The sequence below is a fragment of the Sulfurovum sp. NBC37-1 genome (genome assembly GCF_000010345.1).
Taxonomy (GTDB): domain Bacteria; phylum Campylobacterota; class Campylobacteria; order Campylobacterales; family Sulfurovaceae; genus Sulfurovum.
The window spans coordinates 1,348,661-1,370,734 of sequence record NC_009663.1; the positions used below are offsets into that span (position 1 = coordinate 1,348,661).

The following is a 22,074-nucleotide window of genomic DNA, read 5'->3' on the forward strand; positions in this document are numbered from 1 at the left end:
GTCCCGGATGAAAGTAAAAACTACCGCTTCTGTCATCGTTCGAATTCTCTTATGGCTGCTGATGCTCCTCGGCGGTGCGTACATCGGCATAAAAAATGATCTGAATGATCCTCTCTTTGCCAGCCCTTTCTTCCATCTCTTCTCAGCTATGGCAGGTCTGATCATTCTCAGGCTGGCCTTTCATGCCGCTGCAAACGGAGGAAGAGAGCTGACCAAAGGAAGAGTTGGCGATATTCCCCGGCTCGAAACGAACCGCCTTGTGACCACAGGAATTTACAGCTGTATGCGCCACCCCATGCTCTTTGGACTCACACTGCTCCCTTTGGGATGGGCCCTGCTTTTGGGAAGCCCTACGTTCATCTGTATCATTGCACCTGTCGAAATGCTCTTCATCATTTTCATGGTCATCATATTTGAAGAGATGGAAGTCAAAAAGAAATTCGGCGATGAGTACAAAGCCTATGCCCAGAAGGTACCCATGGTCTCATTCAGGCTTTCCTGTCTTAAAAAGCTTTTCATGAAACCTGTAAAACGAAATATCCCAATATCATGAAGTTCATACAATAGTGTCAAATGCTTTAAAGAACAGTTCTACAAATTTACGTTTTCGTTCATGTTTTGCCAAAAGTTTTTTCATGTAGGGCACATTTTCCTCTATGTGCCATGACGATGTATCGTTTTCATTTTCTATTTTAATGCACTCTTTCAATGCGCGTATGGCTGAGGGATAGTATCTGTTCTGTGCTGACTTCAGTGCTTTTTCAGGGTTGACTATTTATCCCAACATTCCCAACAATGTACCTATTGCAGGTACAATAGCAGCAACCTCTGCACCACGAGTCAGTAATGTTCCTAAATATGATTGCAACGCCACTTTGTCATCTTTGTGTTCATTTAATTCATTAATTATTTGATTTTTATTTTCTATACTTGAGTTTTGTATCCCCTGCATTAATTGAGTGAATTTTTGATTGAATTCTGAACTGTTGATAATATTATCATTCCCAGCTACAGCTATACCATGGTTTGTTTCTATACTAAGATTATTATGTATCTCTGTTTTTTCTATTTTATGATACTCTTTCTTGTCATTATTTTCTATAAAATTTCTACCCCTAAATGTTAAACCCATAAAATGATAACCACCAGATAAACACCATTCACCTCTATTTATAAGATCATCATACTCCAATTCATCAACTATACTTCTATACTCATCATATTCCAAATTAAAAATTGATGCATTAACACAATTATTTTCAGTATTTACAAGTCCATGCAGCACTACATTATATTTTTCATTCATACTTGACATCATTCTACCTTTTTCTTCAATCATACACTGTAAATTAATTCAGATACAAAAATATGTCAAATTGTCATATTTTCCCCTCTATTACCGCAACTTCCTCTTCTGCCAAGCCATACAGGTCATAAACCATCCGGTTGCTTTTGGCTTCGAGGTCAGTGGTGTCCTGATTTTGTTTTTTATGCTCTATTATCTGGTCTACCAGATCTATAAAAGGTTGCTGGTCTTTACATTCTGCAATAGGAAGGATTTCCAGTTTATACTTCTTCCATAAAATCGTACCCTGACCTGTTGTAACAGATATTTTTGAAAAATACCATTCGGATAGCTTGGAGTTCAGTATAGATAATAAATATTTTAAGTGTTCACCTGTCATGATGAAAATTTTGTCATTTCCATATATACCGCTCTCATCATACGCAAACTTGGGTGCATCTGAAATCTCGCCCCAGACAATTTTGGGCTTATCGAACTCTTCATAATACGCAATTGAATCCTGAGTTTCAAACCATTTGTTATTGGTTTTTTTACGGCTGCCTTTTTCGCCGCTTTGATCAAGCCGTTTGCCAAAACTGCTCAAATATGATTTTATGGCAGGGTACTCCTCGATATCCAGATTTAGAGAAGGGAGTGTAGCGACTAGCCACATATCCGCCCATTCAATAGCATACTTTTGCACATCCCGTCCACGCACCATAGGCTTGAGCAGTGCTTCACTTTTGGGATCTTCTGCAATGAGCCGGTTTCTGGTTTCCGTATCAATAATAAATGCTTTGTTGAAACCCGTTTTTATTCCATAATTGATGGATATATCCCACTCTTTTAGCTGTTTCCCTCTTTCTTCTATTTTCTGCATGAGCTTTGCGTTATCCTCACCGCTTGATGCAAAAGTTGTTATCGCCTCTTTCAGCGTCTCTACCGTTGCTCTCTTGGCATCGAACTTTCTGATATTGACCGTTTTTGTGTCTGCCGGCTTGCTTCTGTCGATCGTTACGATACATGTTTCCACCGTTGCCTCTTCAAATATCTGTGTATCTTCGAAGTTGATGATCTGCACCGATGCACCAGATGCAGAAAAAAGATCTTTGAGCACCTCGCCGTATTTGGTCTTCAGCCAGCTGTTTGAGGTGATGAGTGACATAGAGGCATATTGATTCAAAATAGTAATGCCTTTTTCAAAAAAGAGTGACAGTATATCTCCACTTTTGTCAAAGACCCTGTAGCCAAACTGGCTGTAGTCGATCTCCTTGAGTTTGTTAAGCGGAATATACGGCGGATTGCCGATTATCACATCAAACCCGACAAAGTTCCCCTCTTCGTCCAGTACCTCTGGAAACTCAAAGCGCCACTCAAAAGCGTTTTCATACACCTTTCCTTTTTTGATCTCGTCGATCTCTTTGGAAGCTTTTTCAATCTGTTTTAGTAATTTCTCTTTTTGTACCTTTTTGGATTTTGTAAGTGTTTGATCTTCACTGAACATGCTTGTTTGGCTACCGCCAAGTTTATCGAGGTTAAAATCCAATGCATCTAACAGAATATCTCTTGGCAAACTGTTTAATCCAAACTCTTTAACATAGCTTTCAAGAAGTTTTTTATACCGTTCCGTCTGCTTCCACTGTGCCTGAAGCGTCAGACCGAACATCCCCTTGAGCTCCTCTATGGCAGAGCGTATCTCCTCTTTGGACTGTACGAAGTTCCCCTCTTTGTACTCCTTGACCACCTCTTTGTAACGGACGATGGCATGTTTGATGTTTGGTATGTCTATCTCGTCGTGCAGGCCGTAACGGCTGATGAGCGAGTTGCCCACTTTGATGTTGATGTCTATGTTCGGCATCGTGACCAGTTGGTTCGACTCGTCGTAATACGAGTTCTTGAGCAGTTCTATCCAAAGCCTGAGCCGTGTGATCTGTGCAGAGTTGGGGTTAATGTCTACACCGAAGAGTGAGTTCTCGATGATCTTCTGTTTCTCAGTAAAGAGCATTTTTTGTATGCGTGTAGCTTTTTTGGAATTGCGCTTGTATTCAAATATCTCACCCTCATCATCTCTGACTATGAGTTCATCATTTTCAACACTTAGTTCATAATCATCTTTTATACGCTTACCCTCAGCATCAAAGAGTATGCGAAGTTGGCTTTTGATCTCCAGTATGGTGTTAAGTGACGAGACCAAAAAATGCCCGCTCCCCACAGCCGGATCACAGATGCTCAGTGAGTCTATGATGGCATTGGCTTCTTTTTTGTCTTCTATCTTGTCATCCAGCTCATTGAGTGAACTGCAGTTCCAGCCTTTGAGTTGGTTGAACTTCTCTATGATGGCTTTGGTGATGGTCTCTTTGGACATGTACATCGTGATGAAACTCGGCGTATAAAAACTCCCGTCTTTATAGCCGTTGAGCTTTTCAAAGATCAGTCCGAGTACCGAAGCATTGATGAGAGACTTGCTCTCCGTTACAAGTTCTTCGCTCCCCTCGCTGGAGAAATCATAGGCATCCAGAAACTCAAAGAGGTAGTGCAGCATATTAACACTGCCTTCTTTACGCTTGCCCCGAGTATCTTTGAGTACGGTTTTGCTGTAGTAAGGCAGTTCGCAGTTGTCTTCAAGCGAAGAGATATCTATGTATTTTTTCTCTATCTCATTCATCTCAAAAAGTGAAGAATTCAAATAGGGTATATGTCCAAACTCCTTATGAGCCCTGTCGTGTGGTCTATTCGCCAGGATATCAAAGAAAAAGATCTTCATCCTGTCAAAATCATCTATGGTTTGACGATTTAAAAATCTATACTTGGTGTCGCCGTTCCACTTGACAAGCTGTGACTCCAGAAGTTTCAAGAACAAGATACGGTTTATCCATACGATCATCAGCCGTATGATGACCTCAAACTCTTGTGTATGTCCAGCCAGCTTCAAGTTCCTGGCTATGTTTTCATACAGTGATGCGCCGTGAGGTTTTTTTGCCCTGGAGATAAGTTTTTTGCCTCCACTCTTTTGCTCTTCCAGTCCCAAGATATACAGTAGTTCATTATAGAACTCTTTATTGAGTGTATTGGCATCATTGGGATTGAAAGCTTTTAAAAGAGTGTCTTTGGAGAGCAGTTTATAGAGCGCTATGGTCTCTTTTGGCTTTCGTGCATCTCTAAGATCAAAATAGGCAGCCTCAATGACTTTGTCATCTATGAGATTCTCTTTCATTCCCGATATCTGCTCTGCGATCATCCTGTAAAAATCTTCTGTTCTGTCACCGAGCACAGAAGAGTCTTTTACGCTTTCAAATACCTTTTTTATCTCTCTGTCCTGCCAAAAGAGCTTGTCAAAATCTTTGGCATCAAAAACAAACCAGCGGTAAAAATCGGTGATGATAATGTGGTAAAGCCTGTTATTGCCCTTCTTGCGCTCACGCATAAAATACAAAATAGCTTCATGCAGTGCTTTTTTGTTGATGTCATTTTGCGTGATCATGGCAGCAGAGTCAAAGACTTTTGCTTCGATAATGACTGACGGACTGTGTTCCAGCATCAAAGCCAGATCCATACCGCTCTGACCTTGTTGGGAATAGCTTTGCGCAACATAAGAGAGGTTTTCAAAATAAGGCTTTAAAGCATTGGAGACAATGTTGGGTTCGGACTGTTTTTCGATCCGCTGTCTTTCAAGCACTTCAAGATAGTTTTGCGTTGCCTCTTCGAACTCTTCTATCTCGGCTGCAGTGACACTCTTTTTGGACAATAACGGACTAATGAACTTTCTTGGCTTTTTAACTTCAAGTTTCAACATGAATCTCACCCTTTTCGTAGTGGAGTTATTTTAGCGTAAAAAAACCGTATAAGAACAGCTCCCATCCAAAAAAAACAATATATCTACTTCAGTTCACCCCAACTGTCACCGACACTCACGGAACAGACCAGCGGCACTTCAAGCTCCCAGATATGTTCCATGACATGCACGAAACGTTTGGAAATTTTCTCGACCTGATCCTCCCTGATCTCGAAGATCAGTTCATCGTGTATCTGCAGCAGCATATGCGCTTCCAGCGCTTCATCGATGATCATACTGTCGATATCGTTCATGGAGAGTTTGATGAGATCGGCTGCCGATCCCTGGAAGACCGTGTTGACCGATTCACGCATGTAGGCGGCTTTTTGCATACCATTGGCATTCTCGTAGTCGAAAATACGTCTTCGTTTCAACAGTGTTTCCACATATCCGTCTATTTTCACCCTCTCCTGTATGCCTTCGAGGAAATTCTTCACCGTGGGGAAACTCGCGAAATAGTTAGCAATGATCTCTTTGGCTTCTGCAGAGGTGATGCCCAGTTCGTCAGAAAGTTTCTTAGGACCCATGCCGTAGAGCAGACCGAAGTTCACAGACTTGGCGAAGTTACGTTTTGCTTTCGCCTCTTCCTCACCGAAGAGTTTGACGGCCGTTGCCATGTGGATGTCCGTACCTTTGTTGAACGCTTCCATCAGTGCGGCATCTTTTGAGAAGTGTGCCAACAGGCGCAGTTCGATCTGCGAGTAGTCGATACTGACCAGTTTATAACCTTCTTTGGCAACAAACGCTTCACGTACCGAACGCCCCAAAGTGGAACGCACCGGGATATTCTGAAGATTGGGGTCTTTGGAGCTCAAACGTCCCGTTGCCGTACCTGTCTGAATGAAAGAGGTATAGATGCGGCTTTTCTCATCTTTTTTGGCCAGTTTCAGCAGGGGTTCCACATAGGTAGAGAGCATCTTGTGGTATTCGCGGTATTCGAGTATTTTTCCTATAACCGGGTGCTCATGTTTGAGTGACTGCAGTACCGCTTCATTAGTACTGTAGCCGGTCTTGGTCTTCTTGCCACCCTTGAGCCCCAGATGCTGGAACAGTACTACGCCGAGCTGCTGTGTGGAACGGATGTTGAATTCGCTACCGCTGAGTTCATGTATCTCCGAAGTAAGCCGGTGCAGGTCTTCGCTGAGTGTTTTCTTCAGTGTTTCCAGCTTGACCTGGTCCACTTTGATCCCCAGGCGTTCCATGCGTATCAGTACATTGATGAACGGATACTCTACATCCTTTGCCTCTTTCAGCAGATGTGTAAGCGAAGAGAGCTCCATCTTCTTCTTGATAGCGCCATAGAGCAGAAAAGTCATCCAGGCATCTTCCGCCGCATAGAAGGTTGCATCGGCGATATTGACATGGGAGAAATTCTCCCCTTTTTTGACCATCTCTTTGAAAGGTTTCATATCATATTTGAAAAATTTCTGTGCCAGAGAATCCAATCCGACCCTTGAACCCGGATCGGTAAGCCATGCCATGATCATCGTATCGGCAAAGGGGAGTACCTCTTCCATCCCGTATTGATTGTAAAGCAGAGAGAGGTCGAACTTCAGATTCTGTCCGACTATTTTTTGTTTCATCAGTTTTTTGAGTGCAGCCACAGCATCTTCAGGATCAACCTGCTCCTCTACACCGAGGTAAGAGTGCCCTACCGGCACATAGTAAGCCTTTTCATTTGAGGTACAGAAAGAAAAACCGACCATCTTATCCGTTCGTGTATCGAGTCCGGTAGTCTCGGTGTCGAAAGCGACCAGTGTATCCTTGGAAAGTTCATCTATGACTTCATTCAGTTTCTCTTTGGTATCGAGTGTTATCGATTCGAATGTAAGTAAAGGTGTCTTCAGTTTTGGCGGTGCAATGTCATGACATCCTACTTCACTCTGCCCTACTTTTGCTTTTTGAAGTGCCCGTTTCATTTCATACTTTTCAAATTCGTCGATCAGACAGCTGAGATAATTTCTCTCTTCAAAAACGAACTTGCTCAGGTCGAGATCATCATAGACATCATCTCGCATTTTGACCAGTTCGCGAGAGAGGAACGCACTCTCTTTGTATTCGAGCAAAAGTTTTTGTATACGCGGTGTACCGCACTTTTCTATATTCGCATAAATATTCTCAAGCGTATGGAACTCGTTGATGAGCTTGGCCGCTCCCTTCACACCAATGCCTTTCACACCGGGAACATTGTCCGAAGCATCACCCACGATCGCCTGAAAATCAACGAAATCTTTCGGATTGACACCGAATTTCTCGATGCAGGCGGCTTCGTCTATCTCTTTTCTTTTAATGGAGTCATACATCACGACCAAACCGTCGTCTATTAGTTGATAGAGGTCTTTGTCATGCGAGACCACTTTAACCTTCATATCCTGCTCTCTGGCAAATTTAGTCACTGTGGTGATGATGTCATCCGCTTCGAAGCCCTCTTTGGCAAGATTGGCAAAACCCATCTTCTCCACCCACCTGATCGCAACGGGAAGCTGTTTGGTCAGGTCTTCCGGCGGTGCTTCCCTGTTTGCTTTGTACTCCGGATAGATCTCGTTTCGGAATGTCGGCCCTTTGCTGTCGAGCGCAAAGACGAGATAATCCGTTCCGTGGTCACGGTGCAGCGAATCTACAAGATTGATGAAGCCTGTCAGAAGTCCCGTAGGAAACCCCTCTGAATTACGCAGTGGAGGCAAAGCATAATAGGATCTGAAGAAGAAACCGAAAGTGTCTATAATAGTGATTGTTTTCAAAGAGAATACCTGATTTTTTTATGTATTTTATCCAATTTATGGTTACAATGTAACATATCAAAAGAAATTATATTAAGTAAACTATTATTACTTTTTCAATAAAATAATAATAATTAATGTAAAATGTAAAAGGTGGGATCCATGGAAAATAGAGAACATTCATCTAATGGTGCTACTCATTTTTCACATCCACAAAAACGTATAAAGTCTGCTGATGGTATTGGCGGGAGCTTTACAAAAAAGGAAGTAAAATTGCAAGATACCCCTCTTTTCTTTCCTGAAGGATTTGAAAAGGTCTTTTTGGCTATTTATTTTGTTTCATTACCTTATATTTTGGGTCTACTTTTTCTTTTTTTCTATATTGCTGACGGCAAGTTTGATGTATTCGTTTCCGTCAATAGTGAATCGCCTTTTATTATGACATGGGCGATCGGTTATGAGATTCTTGCTACATTGATCATTCTATGGATCATTAAAAGCGCTATCTCTTTCACACATCGGAATACAAAGAAAAAAAATATTCACCGTCTACACTAATTTCCTTCAGCTTCAGATCAGGAACTTAACTCTTTAGCCAAATATTCACCAGTATAGGAGCCTGTTTTATTATATTCTTCCACCAGTTTTTCCGGTGAACCCGTTGCAATGATCAAACCACCCTTGTCTCCACCTTCAGGTCCCATGTCTACGATATAATCCGCATTTTTGACCATATCGAGGTTATGCTCAATAACTACAACAGAATTACCCAGTTCCACCAGGTGGTGCAGTACCCCGGTAAGTCTGTCCACATCGGCAAAATGAAGTCCCGTGGTTGGTTCATCGAGTATATAAAGTGTTTTACCTGTATCTTTACGGCTGAGCTCTTTGCTCAGTTTGATACGCTGCGCTTCACCACCCGAAAGCGTTGTAGCATTCTGTCCAAGTGTAATATAGTCGAGTCCGACCGCTGTCAGTGTTTTAAGCTTGGCGGCAATGGAAGGAATGGCTTTGAAGAATTCCAGGGCTTCCCCTACACTCATCGCCAGTACATCGGCAATCGATTTGCCTTTGTAAAGCACTTCAAGTGTCTGGGCATTGTACCTGGTACCGTTACAGGTATCACAGCTGACCAGCACATCAGGAAGGAAGTGCATCTCTATTTTGATCTGTCCGTCCCCCTGGCACTTCTCGCAGCGTCCGCCTTTAACATTGAAAGAGAAACGTCCTATCTTGTATCCGCGCAGTTCGGCTTCTTTGGTCTGGGCAAAAAGTTTGCGTATCTCATCCATGATACCCGTATAGGTCGCCGGATTGGAACGCGGTGTTCGTCCGATGGGGCTCTGGTCGAGATAAATAACTTTGTCAAGATGTTCAAGCCCCGTGATCTCCACACCATCCACTTTGTTGACCTTCTTGGCGTTGTTGAGTAGTTCCCTTGCCACAGGCAAAAGTGTCTGGAGGATCAGCGAGCTCTTTCCGCTTCCGCTCACACCCGTGATACAGACAAAGTTATGCAGCGGGATCTTTGCATCGAGATTCTCGATGTTGTTGATCGTCACATTTTTAATTTCTATCCACTTCTTTTGCGGATTGTCATGCGAATAGGAGATCTCCTTCTTACCAAAAAGGTAATCGGCCGTAAGCGTTTTGGCTTTAGGCAGTTTTTTGGCATCTCCCGAAAAAACGATCTTCCCACCGTACTCCCCTGCTCCCGGGCCGATATCGACAATGTAATCCGCTGCAAGAATCGTCTCCTTGTCATGTTCGACTACGATCACGGAATTACCTTTTTCTTTGAGAGAATTGAGTGTACGTATCAATTTCATCGTATCACGCTCATGCAGACCGATACTTGGTTCATCGAGTACATACATGACCCCTGTCAGCCCCGAACCGATCTGCGAAGCGATACGGATACGCTGTGCCTCACCACCCGAGATACTTCTGGCGTCACGGCTGAGTGTAATGTAGCCCAGACCCACATCGTGCAGGAAGTAAAGACGTTCATACAGCTCTTTGAGGATAGACTCCGCGATCATCTGCTGCTGCTCGGTCAGGTGAGAAAAGTTATTTCTGTCTGCAAAATAGGCATAGGATTCATCGATCGGCATATCGATGATATCGGCAATGTTCTTTCCTTCGAGCTTCACCGCCAGTGAACGCGGACGAAGCCTGTGCCCGTTACACTTGTCACAGACCTTCTCTGTCATATACTCTGAAAGGTCTTTCTCGTCCTTGAACATGTCATGAGCGAACTTGACCACACCGGGCCATTCACGCTTGAGCTTATGTCTTTTCCAGGTAAAGTCCACAGTGGACCCGTTACCGTAGAGGATCGCTTTCTGCTCATGTGTCTCAAGTTCACCGTAGGGCTTTTTAATATCGATACCGTTCTGTTCACAAAAAGCGTTGAGGAATTTCGTATAGTAGCTTTTATTGAATCCATACATAATCTTCACTGCACCTTTATCGATGGAGAGGTCCTGGTCGATCACTTTTTTGAGGTCGATGGCATAACGGATCCCCAGACCGTCACAGGCAGGACAGGCACCCTTGGGTGAGTTGAACGAAAAACTGACCGGTTCCAGCGGCTCAAAGCTGAGTTTACAGTCAAAACAGGCCAGATGCTCAGAGTAGTGATAGTCTTTCCGGTCGAGCCCAAGCTCTTCATGGTTAAGCACTTCGATTTCCATCTCGCCGTAACTCTCTTTGAGCGCCTTCTCTACATCCTGCCCTATACGGTCGCGGTTATCTTCTTTGATGACCACACGGTCGATGACCACTTTGATGGTATGCATCTTGGTTTTGCTGAGCTCTATTTCATCATCCAGACGTACCATCACTCCGTCAATCATCGCACGGACATACCCTTTGTGTCGCAGGGATTCAAGCATATCGGCAAAGGTACCTTTCTTCGCCTTGACCAGCGGCGCCATGATGATCAGTTTGGCACCTTCGGGCAGTTTAAGTACCTCTTCGATGATATCAGAAGCCGACATGGAAGAGATGGGCTTTCCGCACTTATGGCAGTGCTGTACGCCCACACGGGCAAAAAGCAGTCTGAGGTAGTCGTAGATCTCCGTAATGGTCCCCACCGTCGAACGCGGGTTCTTCGAAGTAGTCTTCTGGTCTATCGCGATCGCAGGGGTTAGACCGTCGATCTTGTCCACATCAGGTTTCCCCACACGTCCGAGGAACTGTCTTGCATAGGAGGAGAGAGACTCGATGTAGCGTCTCTGTCCTTCGGCATAGAGCGTAGAGAATGCCAGTGTCGATTTACCGGAACCCGAAATTCCCGTAATGACCACCAGCTGGTTCTTTGGTATAGAGATATCAATATTTTTTAAATTATTCTCTTTGGCTCCATACACATGGATCATATCTTGTTTTTTTGCCATATTTCTATTTCTTTGCCTTGCTGAAAAATTAATTTGGAATTATAGCATAACTAGGTAGCTAATATGAAGTCTATACACTTTATTTAGCTACCAATTGAAAACCTTATAAACTTATATATTTTATGTGGTTTTCTAAAACCATTTAAATGTCAATATAAGATTCACACTTGGTTCATACAATAAGACTATACTCTCTATATGAAATCCATAGAGGGTTACTATTCCTTTTTGAAGCTTCTGAACTTCTAGTAACTTCTTATTTTCTCTTGTGTCATTCCTTTTTGTCTATGTTATAAGGGAAAGTCTATACATCAAGATAATATTTCTTTTATTTTATTGACTTGTTCACTGTATATTGCCAATAACTCAACTTCACGTAATTGAGCTTCATCCTGCTTACCTTGTGTATAAAGATCAACAAGTTCTCGACCGAGTACATGGAGGCGTTCATGTATATTAATCAGCATGGGAAATGCAGGATGCTGACCATACTGTTCATGTCCCTCATTTTGCAACCACTTTCCAAAATGACATTTATCTGAATTCATTGGTGGAAGATTCTCTTGTTTACCATTTAAATACCCTTGTAAAGCATTAATCCAGTGTTGATGATTAACTTCTAAATGAACATTAAAGTCTTTTTGATCATACACAAACTTACTCCACATAGTATTTGATTTCCATGATTTAATCCACTCTTGAATATCTGAAGCTTTCATCGCTTTTGCAATTCCATATCCCTGTCCCAGTTCACAACCGATTTGTAAGAGCGCTTTAGCATGTTCTATGGTTTCTACACCTTCAGCAATTACTTTTCTCCCAAATGCTTTAGATAGACCTATTACACCCTCAATTATTGCCTGATCATCAGGGTCAATAAGCATATCGCGTACAAAAATTTGATCTATTTTAATTAAATGTGCAGGTAAACGTCTAAGGTATGTCAGGGAGGAATATCCGGTTCCGAAATCATCCAATGCAAACCGCACACCAAGATCTATACACCTATGCATAACGTTAGAAACCTGTGTTATATCATCTATTACGCTCGTTTCAAGTACTTCCAGTTCTAAAAGACTAGGATCAACGGTAGCATGCATACTCAATAGTTCTTCCAAACGTGATACAAAATCTATTTGCTGTAGTTGGAGCGCATTAATGTTGACACTGATAGAGATATCTAATCCCTGTCTTTGCCATGTTTCGATCTGACTAAGCGCTGTTTCGATAACCCAGTCACCTAACTTTATGCTTATCATGTTGTTTTCAATAATCGGTAAGAACTCTCCTGGAAGAAGTAAACCATGATCCGGGTGTTCCCAACGTATCAATGCTTCAACACCAATCACTTCACCCGTAGTCATATTCACTTTAGGCTGGTAATAGAGGACAAATTCACGATTATCCATTGCTTTACTAATCTGATTTAATCTTTCTCTTTTGATATTCACAGCACTATCTTTTTCTATATCAAACACAGAGTAACGGTTCTTACCAGATTGTTTCGCTTGATACATCGCCTGATCTGCTTGACGTATAAGCTGATCCGCATCTATCTCTTTATCGGGAGCTGCGATACTTAGTCCTATGCTCGCGGAAACACTCATACTTTTATTATTGAGGATAATGGGAGCAGAGGTTACTTGTAACAATCGCTCTAACATTGGGTGACAATCTTCAGGTTTTTTTAAATCAGTAAATACAACTATGAATTCATCTCCTCCAATTCTTGCTAATGTATCATTATTTCGTAAAGCGCCTTTCATACGCGAGGAGAGTGTGATCAGCAGGTCATCTCCCGTATTGTGTCCATATGTATCGTTGATCTCTTTGAAGCCATCAATATCAATAAATGCAACACCTAAAACCAGATTATTTCGTCGACTACTATGTAAAGCTTGAGAGAGACGATCTGCCAACAATACTCGGTTAGGAAGGCTGGTTAGAACATCATAATGGGCAATATGTTCTAACTGTTTTTGATGTTCTTTTTTTGTAGTGATATCAGTAAATAATGCTACATAATTCTTTGGCTTTCCCTGATCATCTAATATCGCACTGATAGTAAGCATTTCCATATACTCCTCGCCATTTTTTCGACGATTAATTATTTCACCACTCCAATAATCCTTTTCACTAATTGATCTCCATATTTCAGCATAAAATCCAGAATCGTGTTTTCCTGACTTGAGTAATTTAGGGTTTTTGCCCAAAACTTCTTCACGCTTATAGCCTGTCATAGATATAAATGTGTCATTCACTTCGATAATTTTATTTTCGGCATCAGTAATGATGATGCCTTCACGGGCATGACTGAAAACGCTGGCAGCAAGTTTTAACTTTTCCTCTTTATCTTGACGACTTTTTATCTCATTTAGAAGGTCTATTGTATTAGAAGAAAGGGTCTTGTATCTCGATAAGATTATATTGATTAGAAGAGAAGTCAATTCACCCATTTTTTCTTTTGCATGCACTTTTGCCTCTGCCAAAGAAAATCCATTCTGTAAAGAAAGCACTATTTGTGCCATATAACGATCTGACTCAAGGATATGTGAAGCAAGCCAAGTAGCCAAAAAACTTAATGTCTCTTCAGAAAGTTTATCGGAAGATGACGTAAATTGCTCAGATTTAAATCGTAATACCTTATCGATAAACCCTTGATGCGTAGCTTGATGTTCTATTTCGAGTGAATTATCAGGAAGGTACTTATGCCAAATACTTTCTTCTGTTTTAAAATGATAAAGTGTATAATCAATAAGCTCCTCAAAAATAATATTAAGGTCGCCTATTCTATGGGTAGTATTCATAGCTAAGCGATTGATAATTGAAACTAATTGATAATGCTGGGTATCTATAATTTCAATACCTGTATTGAAATTATCATCCCATGGAAAAATATCCACCTTTTTCATCCTGCCTACCACCACTATTTTTTAGATATATCATATCATAAATAGTAAAAGATGTAGGTAGGTAAAAAGTTACTAAATCAAAACCTTATAATCCAATACACTCATCTATGCTTTATGCAAAGAACATCTTCCTGACCAGGATCACCAGAGATATAAGATAGAGCAGCATCAAGGCCGACTTGTGGTGTGTGTCATGGACATGGTCCTTAAGCCAGATCCCTCCGAATACACCCACCAGTGAGGCAACTGCCACGATGAGCCCGTTCTGGAAGTCTATCGTGCCTATCATCAGGCGGCTTATCATACCTGCGATGGATGAGAAGACAACAAAGAAAAGCCCGGCGCTGATCGCTTTTTTGAGCGGATAATGCAGCAGGCCTACCAGGATCGGTGTCAGAATGATGGACCCGCCGATCCCCAGGGTAATGGAGAAAATACCGATCAGTAATCCTATGAAAAAGAGCAATCCTTTGTTCAGGGTTTTTGAGTGGGAATCGTCTATATGCATCTTTGAGAAGAACAGTCTGAAAAGGGCAAAAAGCAATATACCGAGAAACAGTATCTGCAGCACCGTATCGGAGACATAATGTGTCACATATCCTCCAAGATACCCCCCGGCAAAACCGCCGATACCGACAAAGATCCCTTCACCAACAATCAGGGAACCCTTTTTATGGTTCAGGTAGGAGCCGTAGACCGAAGAGAAGACCATCTGGATGATGGAGATACCGATGGCATCTTTGATCTCAAAACCGATAGCAAGCAGTATCGGTACGAGGATCATTCCCCCGCCAATACCGAAAAAACCGGACATAGACCCGATGAAGATACCGACAAGTAATAGTTCTATGAACATGGGCCTACTCCAAAAATGAATGCGAGAATTATAACATTATTTTGAATGAATCTTCTATACTGGTAAATACATAAATTGTGACAGGAAAATGATCGTGATCACAAAGGCGAAAGGCAGGACATGGCTTTTGAATACAAATGGCTGTATCTTGAAGTAAACCTGCAGTCCGCCTCTGAGTCCAAGCCAGATACCGAGAAAGGCTTTTAGGGACAGAACTGACTGGAACCAGGTCAGACCGTCCGGCCCGATGGGACCATAGACTTGAGAGATAAGATAGAGTCCCGTCAATACAGCCACAATAAGGCTTGGCGGGACCACTTTACGTACATACTTCATAAAAGATTCGCGTATAGCTGCATGCTCCTCTTCGCTGTAGGAGCGTTTGATCTTGTTAAGAAAAAGATTGTCCGTAATAAGAAAACCACCATAAATAAAGGCGGCAAAAAGGTGAATGGTCTTAATGAATACAAAAGTCATAGTTTGGCCTTGAAAAATTTGTGTGATTATAGTCTGAAGTCGTTTAGATATCTTTGATATACATCAAAAAACACTACGCTTCATGGAAGAATTTCTGAGAAAAGAATTCTTCTACCACTTCACGCATCTCTTTGGGGTCTTCTATACGGTTGACCCTGTCTCTAAAGAGTGATGCACCTTGATATCCCGCCTTGGAATAGGAGTGAAGATTCTTTCTGAAGATGATCGCCCCGTATTTGTCATAATAATCGATCATCTGGTCAAAATGCTCCAGGACCACTTCTTTGATAAGTTCAGAAGTCGGCTGTGCCATGCCTTCTTTTATCTGCTTGAAAATCCAGGGCTTACCTACGGCTGCACGGCCGATCATCACACCGTCGGCACCTGTATGTTCCAGGACCCACTGTGCTTTTTCGGGTGAATCGATATCCCCATTGGCAATGACCGGAATGTTTACTGCTTCCTTAATCTCCCTGATGGCATCATAATCGACAGGCGCTTTGTAGCGTCCTGCTCTGGTCCGTCCATGCACTGCAATGTAGTCCGCTCCACTCGCCTCTGCGATCCTGGCGATCTCGACATGGTTCTTTTCGTTGAAACCGAGGCGCATCTTCATACTGGTATAGGGTTTATTGGAGTGTGTTTTGATGGTCTCTATAACCTTTCCCATCTGTGGAAGATCGGTCAGTAGAGAACTTCCCTGGAGGTTGTTGACCACTTTGGGAGCGGGACAGCCGCAGTTCAGGTCTATGACGCTCACCCCTTCCTGCTCGTTTATGATCTCCACGGCACGCCTTATCACCTCAAGGTCAGAGCCTGCGATCTGGATGGAATACGGATCTTCCCGCGGGCTCTTTTCAAGCATTTTATGGGTTTTCTTACTGTTATGCACCAGTGCGTTGGAGCTGATCATTTCGGAAACGGTAAGGTCGACACCGAATTTTTTGACAACCGATCGGAAAGGAAGATCCGTAAAGCCCGCGAGAGGGGCCAGAGCATAAAGGGGTTTTGAAAAATCGAGGGATGCCATGTAAGGTAGAGGATACCTATTTTACACAAATAGTATCGACGCTAACGAGATCTTCGAGTTTGAATTTTTTATGGCTCTTCTTCAACTCGTTGAAAGCTCTAAATTTCAGGAATTCATGCTCTCCATGTTCATCGAGATAGGCACTTGCTTCATCTATAAGTTCGTAATCGAAAAGAAGATAAAGATAGGCTGTCTGCGACTTTGGATACTTGCTTTGATATGATTTGAAAAGAGCAAGATTTTCGTTAGGAGAAAGGACCTTCTTCGTGACATTGGCGATCTTTACAAAGTCGGTACAGCTCAGCTTCAATACTGCTACGAAGTCATTCAATATATCGACACTCAAGCCCATATCCTCCTCATGTACCGCTCTGGCAAGCATGACATGCAGACTTTCAGGGTCGAAGATCTTTGCATATTTGCGTGCTTTGAAGAATGTCTCTTTGCGCGCAAAAATATCAAGAGCCTGCTTTTGTACCATTTTGGAGTACTGGGAAGAGGATTTCATGACCTCTTCAACGAAGTCAGGATCGTTATGCAAACGGTTGAGCCTGTTCTGAATCAGGTGCGGATTCCCGTCACTGAAGACTTTTGCCATCTTATTCTCTTTAAGATCGACATATTCTCCGCTCTTGATCTTGTTAAGGATGTTCAGTACTTTTGAAAGTCTTGCATTGAGCCCCTCGACCGCATCATTGACATTCAATGACGATTTGCCGAGAACAACTGCAGAACCTCTGATCTCTTCCATCGCGTACTTCTGTTCTTTCGGTTCATTGACCAAAGACCAGTAGAGTGCATCTTCAAGCGTAGAAGCATCTTTTTCCCATTTCTTGAGTTTGAAATAACTTTTCAGAGAATAAAAGATCATATGGATAGCTGTAAAGAGCAATAACACTCCCATAGGCAGTACAACCCAAACTGCCACAGGGAAATTGAAATTGATCCCCATGAATTCTACAAGATAGTTATTGGGATTGACCGTATAGGTCAGTGCCCCTGTAATAGCCATTAATGTCAAAGCAGCGAAGATATATAGCCCCAGTCTCATGTTCTATCCTTATTGTTGTTCTTTTTCGTTTATCTCACGGCAAGTGATACAGAAACGTGCAAAGTTCTTCACTTCAAGTCGTGCCTTTCCGATAGGCTCTTCACACATTTCACAAATACCGTAAGTTCCGTTTTTTATTTTATCCAAAGCAAGGTCAATTTCCGCTAATTCTTTACGTTGTTGCTCCAAAATCGCGCTATCGACTGCTGTTTCGGCAGATGCTGCAGCATAATCACCCTCGTCATTAAGATCGAGATTTCTCATACCCTCCAGTTCAAGTGCGGTTCCGTTAAGGTTCTTCTCTATCTGAACACGTCTGTCCAGCAACTTGTTCTCAAACTCTTTCAGTTCTTCCTGTGTCAACATTTATCTTCCTAATTATTTGTGATATGGGTGATTATGATTGATGGTCAGCCCTCTGAATATCTGCTCCATCAACACAACCTTCACCAGTTTATGTGAAAGCGTTATTTTACCAAATGATACGGCATTATTACATTTGCTTAAAAAATCCCTCTCAAAGCCGTATGCACCGCCAATGTAGAAGTTTACAGTCACGCTATCCTTAAGCAATTTCGCGAATTCGAAACTGTCCACCTCTTTTGAAGCAGGATCCAAAGCGATATTTATGCCACTGCCCAAATATTTCTCCAGTGCTTTGCTGTAAGATCTCTGTGCTGCTTCAGGTGAGATATCCTGTGCTTTTGCGATCTCTTTGTCAAAAAGCTCGATCACTTCGACTTTAGCAAAGGGTTTGGATATTTTTTTATAGTGTTCGATCAAAGGGGCATAAAGCTGGTCTTTTCCCTTTTTATCGATAATAATGACGTTTATTTTCATAGGGACCCCAAAAAAATTTTGTAATTGTATCCATTTTTCTATACAATTACAAAAAGAAGAAGGGAGTAGCATTGCATCAACCTCATGGATACGATTCAGCTCGGCATATATCATCTACCCTATGACCTTCTGATCGATCGGGAATTTCTTGAGGAGAATATCTATTCGGATATGCGTAAAAACTATTATTGGAGCGAAGATTTTACACCTGTGTATTATATTGCACAGGCTAAAGCAGGCTTTATAGCGGTCACCGACTATTTCGAGGAGGATGAACTGCTGCTTCCCGAGATACAGTTCGCCTACGTCCTGCTCAACTTCAAAGACCTCCATATCAGCAGAAAAGTACAGGAACTACTCAAACGAAAAGCACTCAGCATCGAGATAGGCACAGAACTCGATACCGTTGCCCAGGCCATAGAGCTGACACACAGGAACAACTGGCTGACACCACGTTACCTGAAGATGCTCAAAGAGACAGAAGGGAAAGATGAGAACTTCAAGGTCATCTCCGTTACACTCAGAGAAGAGGAAAAGCTCATTGCCGGAGAGATAGGCTATATCATAGGCAGGACATACACCAGCCTGAGCGGATTCAGCCGTAGAGCAAAACCCTATAACAATTACGGTACAGCCCAACTGGTACTGCTGGCACAACACCTTGAAACCGAAGGCTTCGCATTCTGGAATCTTGGACAACCCTATATGGATTACAAATTTACTTTGGGTGCAAAAGTCTATGAACGGCCTGAATTTTTGAAACGCTGGTTCGAGGCAACCGGGCAATAACTTATTGCTGCTCTGCTTTCCACTCTACAGATACCAATAGCATTTCCCCTGCATAAACTTCACCCCTGAAAGTATCCCCCAAATTATAGGTTGAGACGCCTTTGGGCGTACCGCTCATTATAATATCGTTGTCTTCAAGTGTCATAAACTGCTGTATCTCTTCAAGCATCGTATGGGGTTTGTACATCATCAGTTCATACGTGGCGAACTGGACCAGCGTATCATTGATGTAAAGCTTCATATGCAAACTCTCCACTGGCTCGTTCAGAGGTACAAAATCACTGAGGACTGCTGATTTGTCAAAAGCTTTGGCACGTTCCCATGGCAGTCCTTTCTTCTTGAGATGGTTCTGTATGTCGGCATGGGTAAGATCAAGCCCGAATCCTACACCATCGATCTTTCCCTCTCGTATCAGGAAGCAGATCTCACCTTCGAAACGGCACTGCTCGGAAAAGTAGTGAAGCCTGTCAGAAATGGCCGAATTCGGTTTGTTGAACACTACCATGTTCTGAGGTATTTCGTTACCGAGTTCTTCAATATGTTCTACATAGTTCCTGCCTATGCAGACCACTTTCGAGACAGGAACATTCTCATTCCGATATCTTACAGTTTTCATGTTACTGTTTTTTCATGATCTGCTTGAGTTGATCCGCATAGGGCTTAACCACTTCTAAATCTTCGGGTTTGGGTACGCCCATCATTCCTGACATCATATTGCGCATCATAGCTTGCTGTTCCTTGGGGGCTTTGGCTATCTGCTTCTCCATCTCTATTGCCATCATGGCTCTGACGATCCGTGTGGTTTTCAATGTCAGGTCCAGGGCATCTTCATAACCGATCTCTTTGGCATCTTTGTCCAGTACACCCTGTACACCGGAAAGCTCTATGGCTTTTTTGACGAAGGTATCGAAACTGACACCTTTTTTCAGCACGGCCGCGGCCTCTTCATAGCCTTTTTCCATCTTCTCACTGTAGTCGGCATAGTGCATGTCTTTCTTCTGTATCGTACTCAGAAACAACTCGACATCCTTTGATGTGAGTTTTTCATTGCTTTCTATAGGAGCGGTCAAAAACGGCAGAAGCGCCATTCCCTTCTGCATCTGCGCCATTTGAGCATTCATATCGGGTCTCTGTGCTGCCATGTCGGCAGATACCGTAGAGGAGAATCCCCACAGAAGCAGCAGACTGAAAATGGTTTTTTTGATCATGGTGTATCCTTTTTTGTATGATTGTACCATATCGAGAGAAAGCGGTCAAACCAGAGGAATGGACCATTTTCTGTAATAAGCGACGATACGAAGCATTACTCCGAATACAAAGACCACACTCAGTGTATAATAGTTCATCCATCCCTGCATATGCAGCAGATAGACAAGCAGTGAGACCAGAAGCGCAACCGTACCGTAAAAGCCGGTCTTGAAAACAAAAGGGACCTCGTTGATGATGACATCTCTCGTAATACCCCCTCCTACTGCAGTGGCGAATGCCAAAGCCAGCACGCCGGTCAGGTTTACCTGACTCTCCAAAGCGATCATCGCTCCGGTGATACTGAAAGAGATCAGCCCTACCGAGTCACTGAAAATGAAAAGGGGCCGGTTCTCAATGCTCTCTTTTTTATGGAACTTCAGGAGTATCAGCAATATCATCACCGTAATGACGATGACAGCGGGAGTATTGTAGGTAAAGGCATAGGGTGTTCTTCCGACTACGACATCGCGGATGATCCCTCCCCCAAGTGCAGTCAGAAAGACCGAAATGAGTACACCGAGAAAATCAAGCCTGCTTCTGACCGCCACGAAAAAACCGGAAATGGCAAAAGCGATGATACCAATATATTCTGCGATTTCAAACATAAGGGGATTATAGCTAAAAAAGCATCTAAGCCTACCCAGGGATGCTATCGATCATGTCAAAAAATTCCTCCAGCTCCGACATATGCAAACGTGAGCAAAAAGCTTTTTCTCTTCTATCATTTCAACTCTCTAAGAATATCCTCTCTACTGCTGTAGCCGACAAAAGTATGCAGGATCTTTTCCGTTTTGCTGTCGATTATGTATACTGTCGGTGTCACAGTGATCTTATGGAGTGCTTTGGGGAAAGCTTTTTCATCGAAATTCAGCAGTAGCGGTATGTATTTTTTCTTGATCTGCGCATCGATCCGGGCTTTGCTTAAAATACGACTTTCCATTTTTCTACACCAGGGACAGTAAGTTGTCGTTATGAATGCCATCACGGGTTTTCCGGCTTTTTTGGCTTTCTCCATAGCAACCCTATAGTTGGTCTCATACCCCATCTCCTGTGCAAAATTCTCATGCAATACTTTTTTCTCTGAATTCTTTTTGTCCTCCTGAACTTTCATAAGCACTTTGTTGTCATCTTTGTATTGCAGTGCAAATTTTTCCGCCATCTCTTCAACCGTATCTGTCAGGTCATCTTCTACCGCATCGACACTTATCCTTCGTGTATCGATGTAAGTGATGGCCAGAACATTTTCACTGCTTCCCGGACGCGGCAGATACTCACCCAACTCCAGATCGATCCTGATACCGATACATTGGTCCACCAAAATCGTTCGCAATACCAGCACCAGAACTGTACCGGTATCTTTTTTCATGTCTATACCGATCTCTTTTGACATCTCCATCAACATTGCTTCAATCTCTTTGTTATAACGCTTGTCTACCTTGGATGAAGTATTGGCAACAAGGATACGGTACTGCTTTACTCCTGTGAGCGTAAAGAAGCTCTGGGCCTGAAGTAGTGAAAATGTCAAGAGTATAGAAAGAAACCGTTTCATTTGGGGTAAAACCTTTGAAAGAATTTTGGGAACGATTATAACGTAAAGTTCTCTTTAACAGTTCAAATACTTGAGAGGTTTATA

The 22,074-nt window shown here is 42.5% G+C and carries 18 protein-coding genes; 3 read left to right on the forward strand and 15 right to left on the reverse strand.

Features of this window, described 5'->3' with window-relative positions; genetic code table 11:
• Window positions 1-7: 7 nt before the first annotated feature.
• Complete coding sequence (locus SUN_RS06775) at window positions 8-553, forward strand: methyltransferase family protein (protein WP_011980998.1); 546 nt, start codon at window positions 8-10, stop codon at window positions 551-553.
• 222 nt (window positions 554-775) lie between these two features.
• Here SUN_RS06775 and SUN_RS06780 read toward each other — a convergent pair whose 3' ends face one another.
• The 3 genes from SUN_RS06780 to polA form a co-directional block, all read right to left on the reverse strand.
• Window positions 776-1,339: a hypothetical protein gene (locus SUN_RS06780; RefSeq protein ID WP_148154677.1), complete on the reverse strand. Its 564-nt coding sequence runs from the start codon at window positions 1,337-1,339 to the stop codon at window positions 776-778.
• A 40-nt stretch (window positions 1,340-1,379) separates the two neighbouring features.
• Window positions 1,380-5,078 carry a DUF7149 domain-containing protein gene (locus SUN_RS06785; RefSeq protein ID WP_011981000.1) on the reverse strand — a complete coding sequence of 1,233 codons (3,699 nt, stop codon included), beginning with the start codon at window positions 5,076-5,078 and terminating at the stop codon, window positions 1,380-1,382.
• 83 nt (window positions 5,079-5,161) lie between these two features.
• Window positions 5,162-7,858, reverse strand: a complete 2,697-nt coding sequence (gene polA / locus SUN_RS06790) for a DNA polymerase I (RefSeq protein ID WP_011981001.1) — start codon at window positions 7,856-7,858, stop codon at window positions 5,162-5,164.
• Window positions 7,859-7,999: 141 nt separating this feature from the next.
• Here polA and SUN_RS13060 point away from each other — a divergent pair, with 141 nt between their 5' ends.
• Window positions 8,000-8,395, forward strand: coding sequence for a hypothetical protein (locus tag SUN_RS13060; RefSeq protein WP_050748044.1), 396 nt, complete (start codon window positions 8,000-8,002; stop codon window positions 8,393-8,395).
• Window positions 8,396-8,412: 17 nt separating this feature from the next.
• Here the strand turns inward: SUN_RS13060 and uvrA are convergent, their stop codons facing one another.
• The 8 genes from uvrA to SUN_RS06835 form a co-directional block, all read right to left on the reverse strand.
• Window positions 8,413-11,238, reverse strand: a complete 2,826-nt coding sequence (gene uvrA / locus SUN_RS06800; protein WP_011981002.1) for an excinuclease ABC subunit UvrA — start codon at window positions 11,236-11,238, stop codon at window positions 8,413-8,415.
• A gap of 311 nt (window positions 11,239-11,549) precedes the next feature.
• Window positions 11,550-14,150 carry a bacteriohemerythrin gene (locus tag SUN_RS06805; protein WP_011981003.1) on the reverse strand — a complete coding sequence of 867 codons (2,601 nt, stop codon included), beginning with the start codon at window positions 14,148-14,150 and terminating at the stop codon, window positions 11,550-11,552.
• A gap of 112 nt (window positions 14,151-14,262) precedes the next feature.
• Window positions 14,263-15,006, reverse strand: a complete 744-nt coding sequence (locus SUN_RS06810) for a sulfite exporter TauE/SafE family protein (RefSeq protein WP_011981004.1) — start codon at window positions 15,004-15,006, stop codon at window positions 14,263-14,265.
• 54 nt (window positions 15,007-15,060) lie between these two features.
• Window positions 15,061-15,483 carry a hypothetical protein gene (locus SUN_RS06815; RefSeq protein ID WP_011981005.1) on the reverse strand — a complete coding sequence of 141 codons (423 nt, stop codon included), beginning with the start codon at window positions 15,481-15,483 and terminating at the stop codon, window positions 15,061-15,063.
• A 73-nt stretch (window positions 15,484-15,556) separates the two neighbouring features.
• Window positions 15,557-16,513: a tRNA dihydrouridine synthase DusB gene (gene dusB, locus SUN_RS06820; RefSeq protein ID WP_011981006.1), complete on the reverse strand. Its 957-nt coding sequence runs from the start codon at window positions 16,511-16,513 to the stop codon at window positions 15,557-15,559.
• Between the two features lie 16 nt (window positions 16,514-16,529).
• Complete coding sequence (locus SUN_RS06825) at window positions 16,530-17,564, reverse strand: hypothetical protein (protein WP_011981007.1); 1,035 nt, start codon at window positions 17,562-17,564, stop codon at window positions 16,530-16,532.
• Between the two features lie 9 nt (window positions 17,565-17,573).
• Entirely contained in the window at window positions 17,574-17,930 is a 357-nt protein-coding gene (dksA, locus tag SUN_RS06830) for an RNA polymerase-binding protein DksA (protein WP_011981008.1), read from the reverse strand.
• A gap of 12 nt (window positions 17,931-17,942) precedes the next feature.
• A complete protein-coding gene (locus SUN_RS06835; protein ID WP_011981009.1) occupies window positions 17,943-18,404 on the reverse strand; it encodes a 23S rRNA (pseudouridine(1915)-N(3))-methyltransferase RlmH in 462 nt (153 codons plus the stop codon).
• Window positions 18,405-18,488: 84 nt separating this feature from the next.
• Between SUN_RS06835 and SUN_RS06840 the strand changes: the two genes are divergently transcribed.
• Complete coding sequence (locus SUN_RS06840; RefSeq protein WP_011981010.1) at window positions 18,489-19,193, forward strand: leucyl/phenylalanyl-tRNA--protein transferase; 705 nt, start codon at window positions 18,489-18,491, stop codon at window positions 19,191-19,193.
• A gap of 1 nt (window position 19,194) precedes the next feature.
• On the opposite strand, the gene SUN_RS06845 is transcribed toward SUN_RS06840, so the two are convergent.
• From SUN_RS06845 to SUN_RS06860, 4 genes are all read right to left on the reverse strand, one after another.
• Window positions 19,195-19,809, reverse strand: a complete 615-nt coding sequence (locus SUN_RS06845) for a fumarylacetoacetate hydrolase family protein (protein ID WP_011981011.1) — start codon at window positions 19,807-19,809, stop codon at window positions 19,195-19,197.
• 1 nt (window position 19,810) lies between these two features.
• Window positions 19,811-20,401 carry a hypothetical protein gene (locus SUN_RS06850; protein ID WP_011981012.1) on the reverse strand — a complete coding sequence of 197 codons (591 nt, stop codon included), beginning with the start codon at window positions 20,399-20,401 and terminating at the stop codon, window positions 19,811-19,813.
• A 45-nt stretch (window positions 20,402-20,446) separates the two neighbouring features.
• Complete coding sequence (locus SUN_RS06855) at window positions 20,447-21,046, reverse strand: trimeric intracellular cation channel family protein (protein WP_011981013.1); 600 nt, start codon at window positions 21,044-21,046, stop codon at window positions 20,447-20,449.
• A gap of 116 nt (window positions 21,047-21,162) precedes the next feature.
• Window positions 21,163-21,990 carry a thioredoxin fold domain-containing protein gene (locus SUN_RS06860; RefSeq protein WP_011981014.1) on the reverse strand — a complete coding sequence of 276 codons (828 nt, stop codon included), beginning with the start codon at window positions 21,988-21,990 and terminating at the stop codon, window positions 21,163-21,165.
• Window positions 21,991-22,074 lie beyond the last annotated feature (84 nt).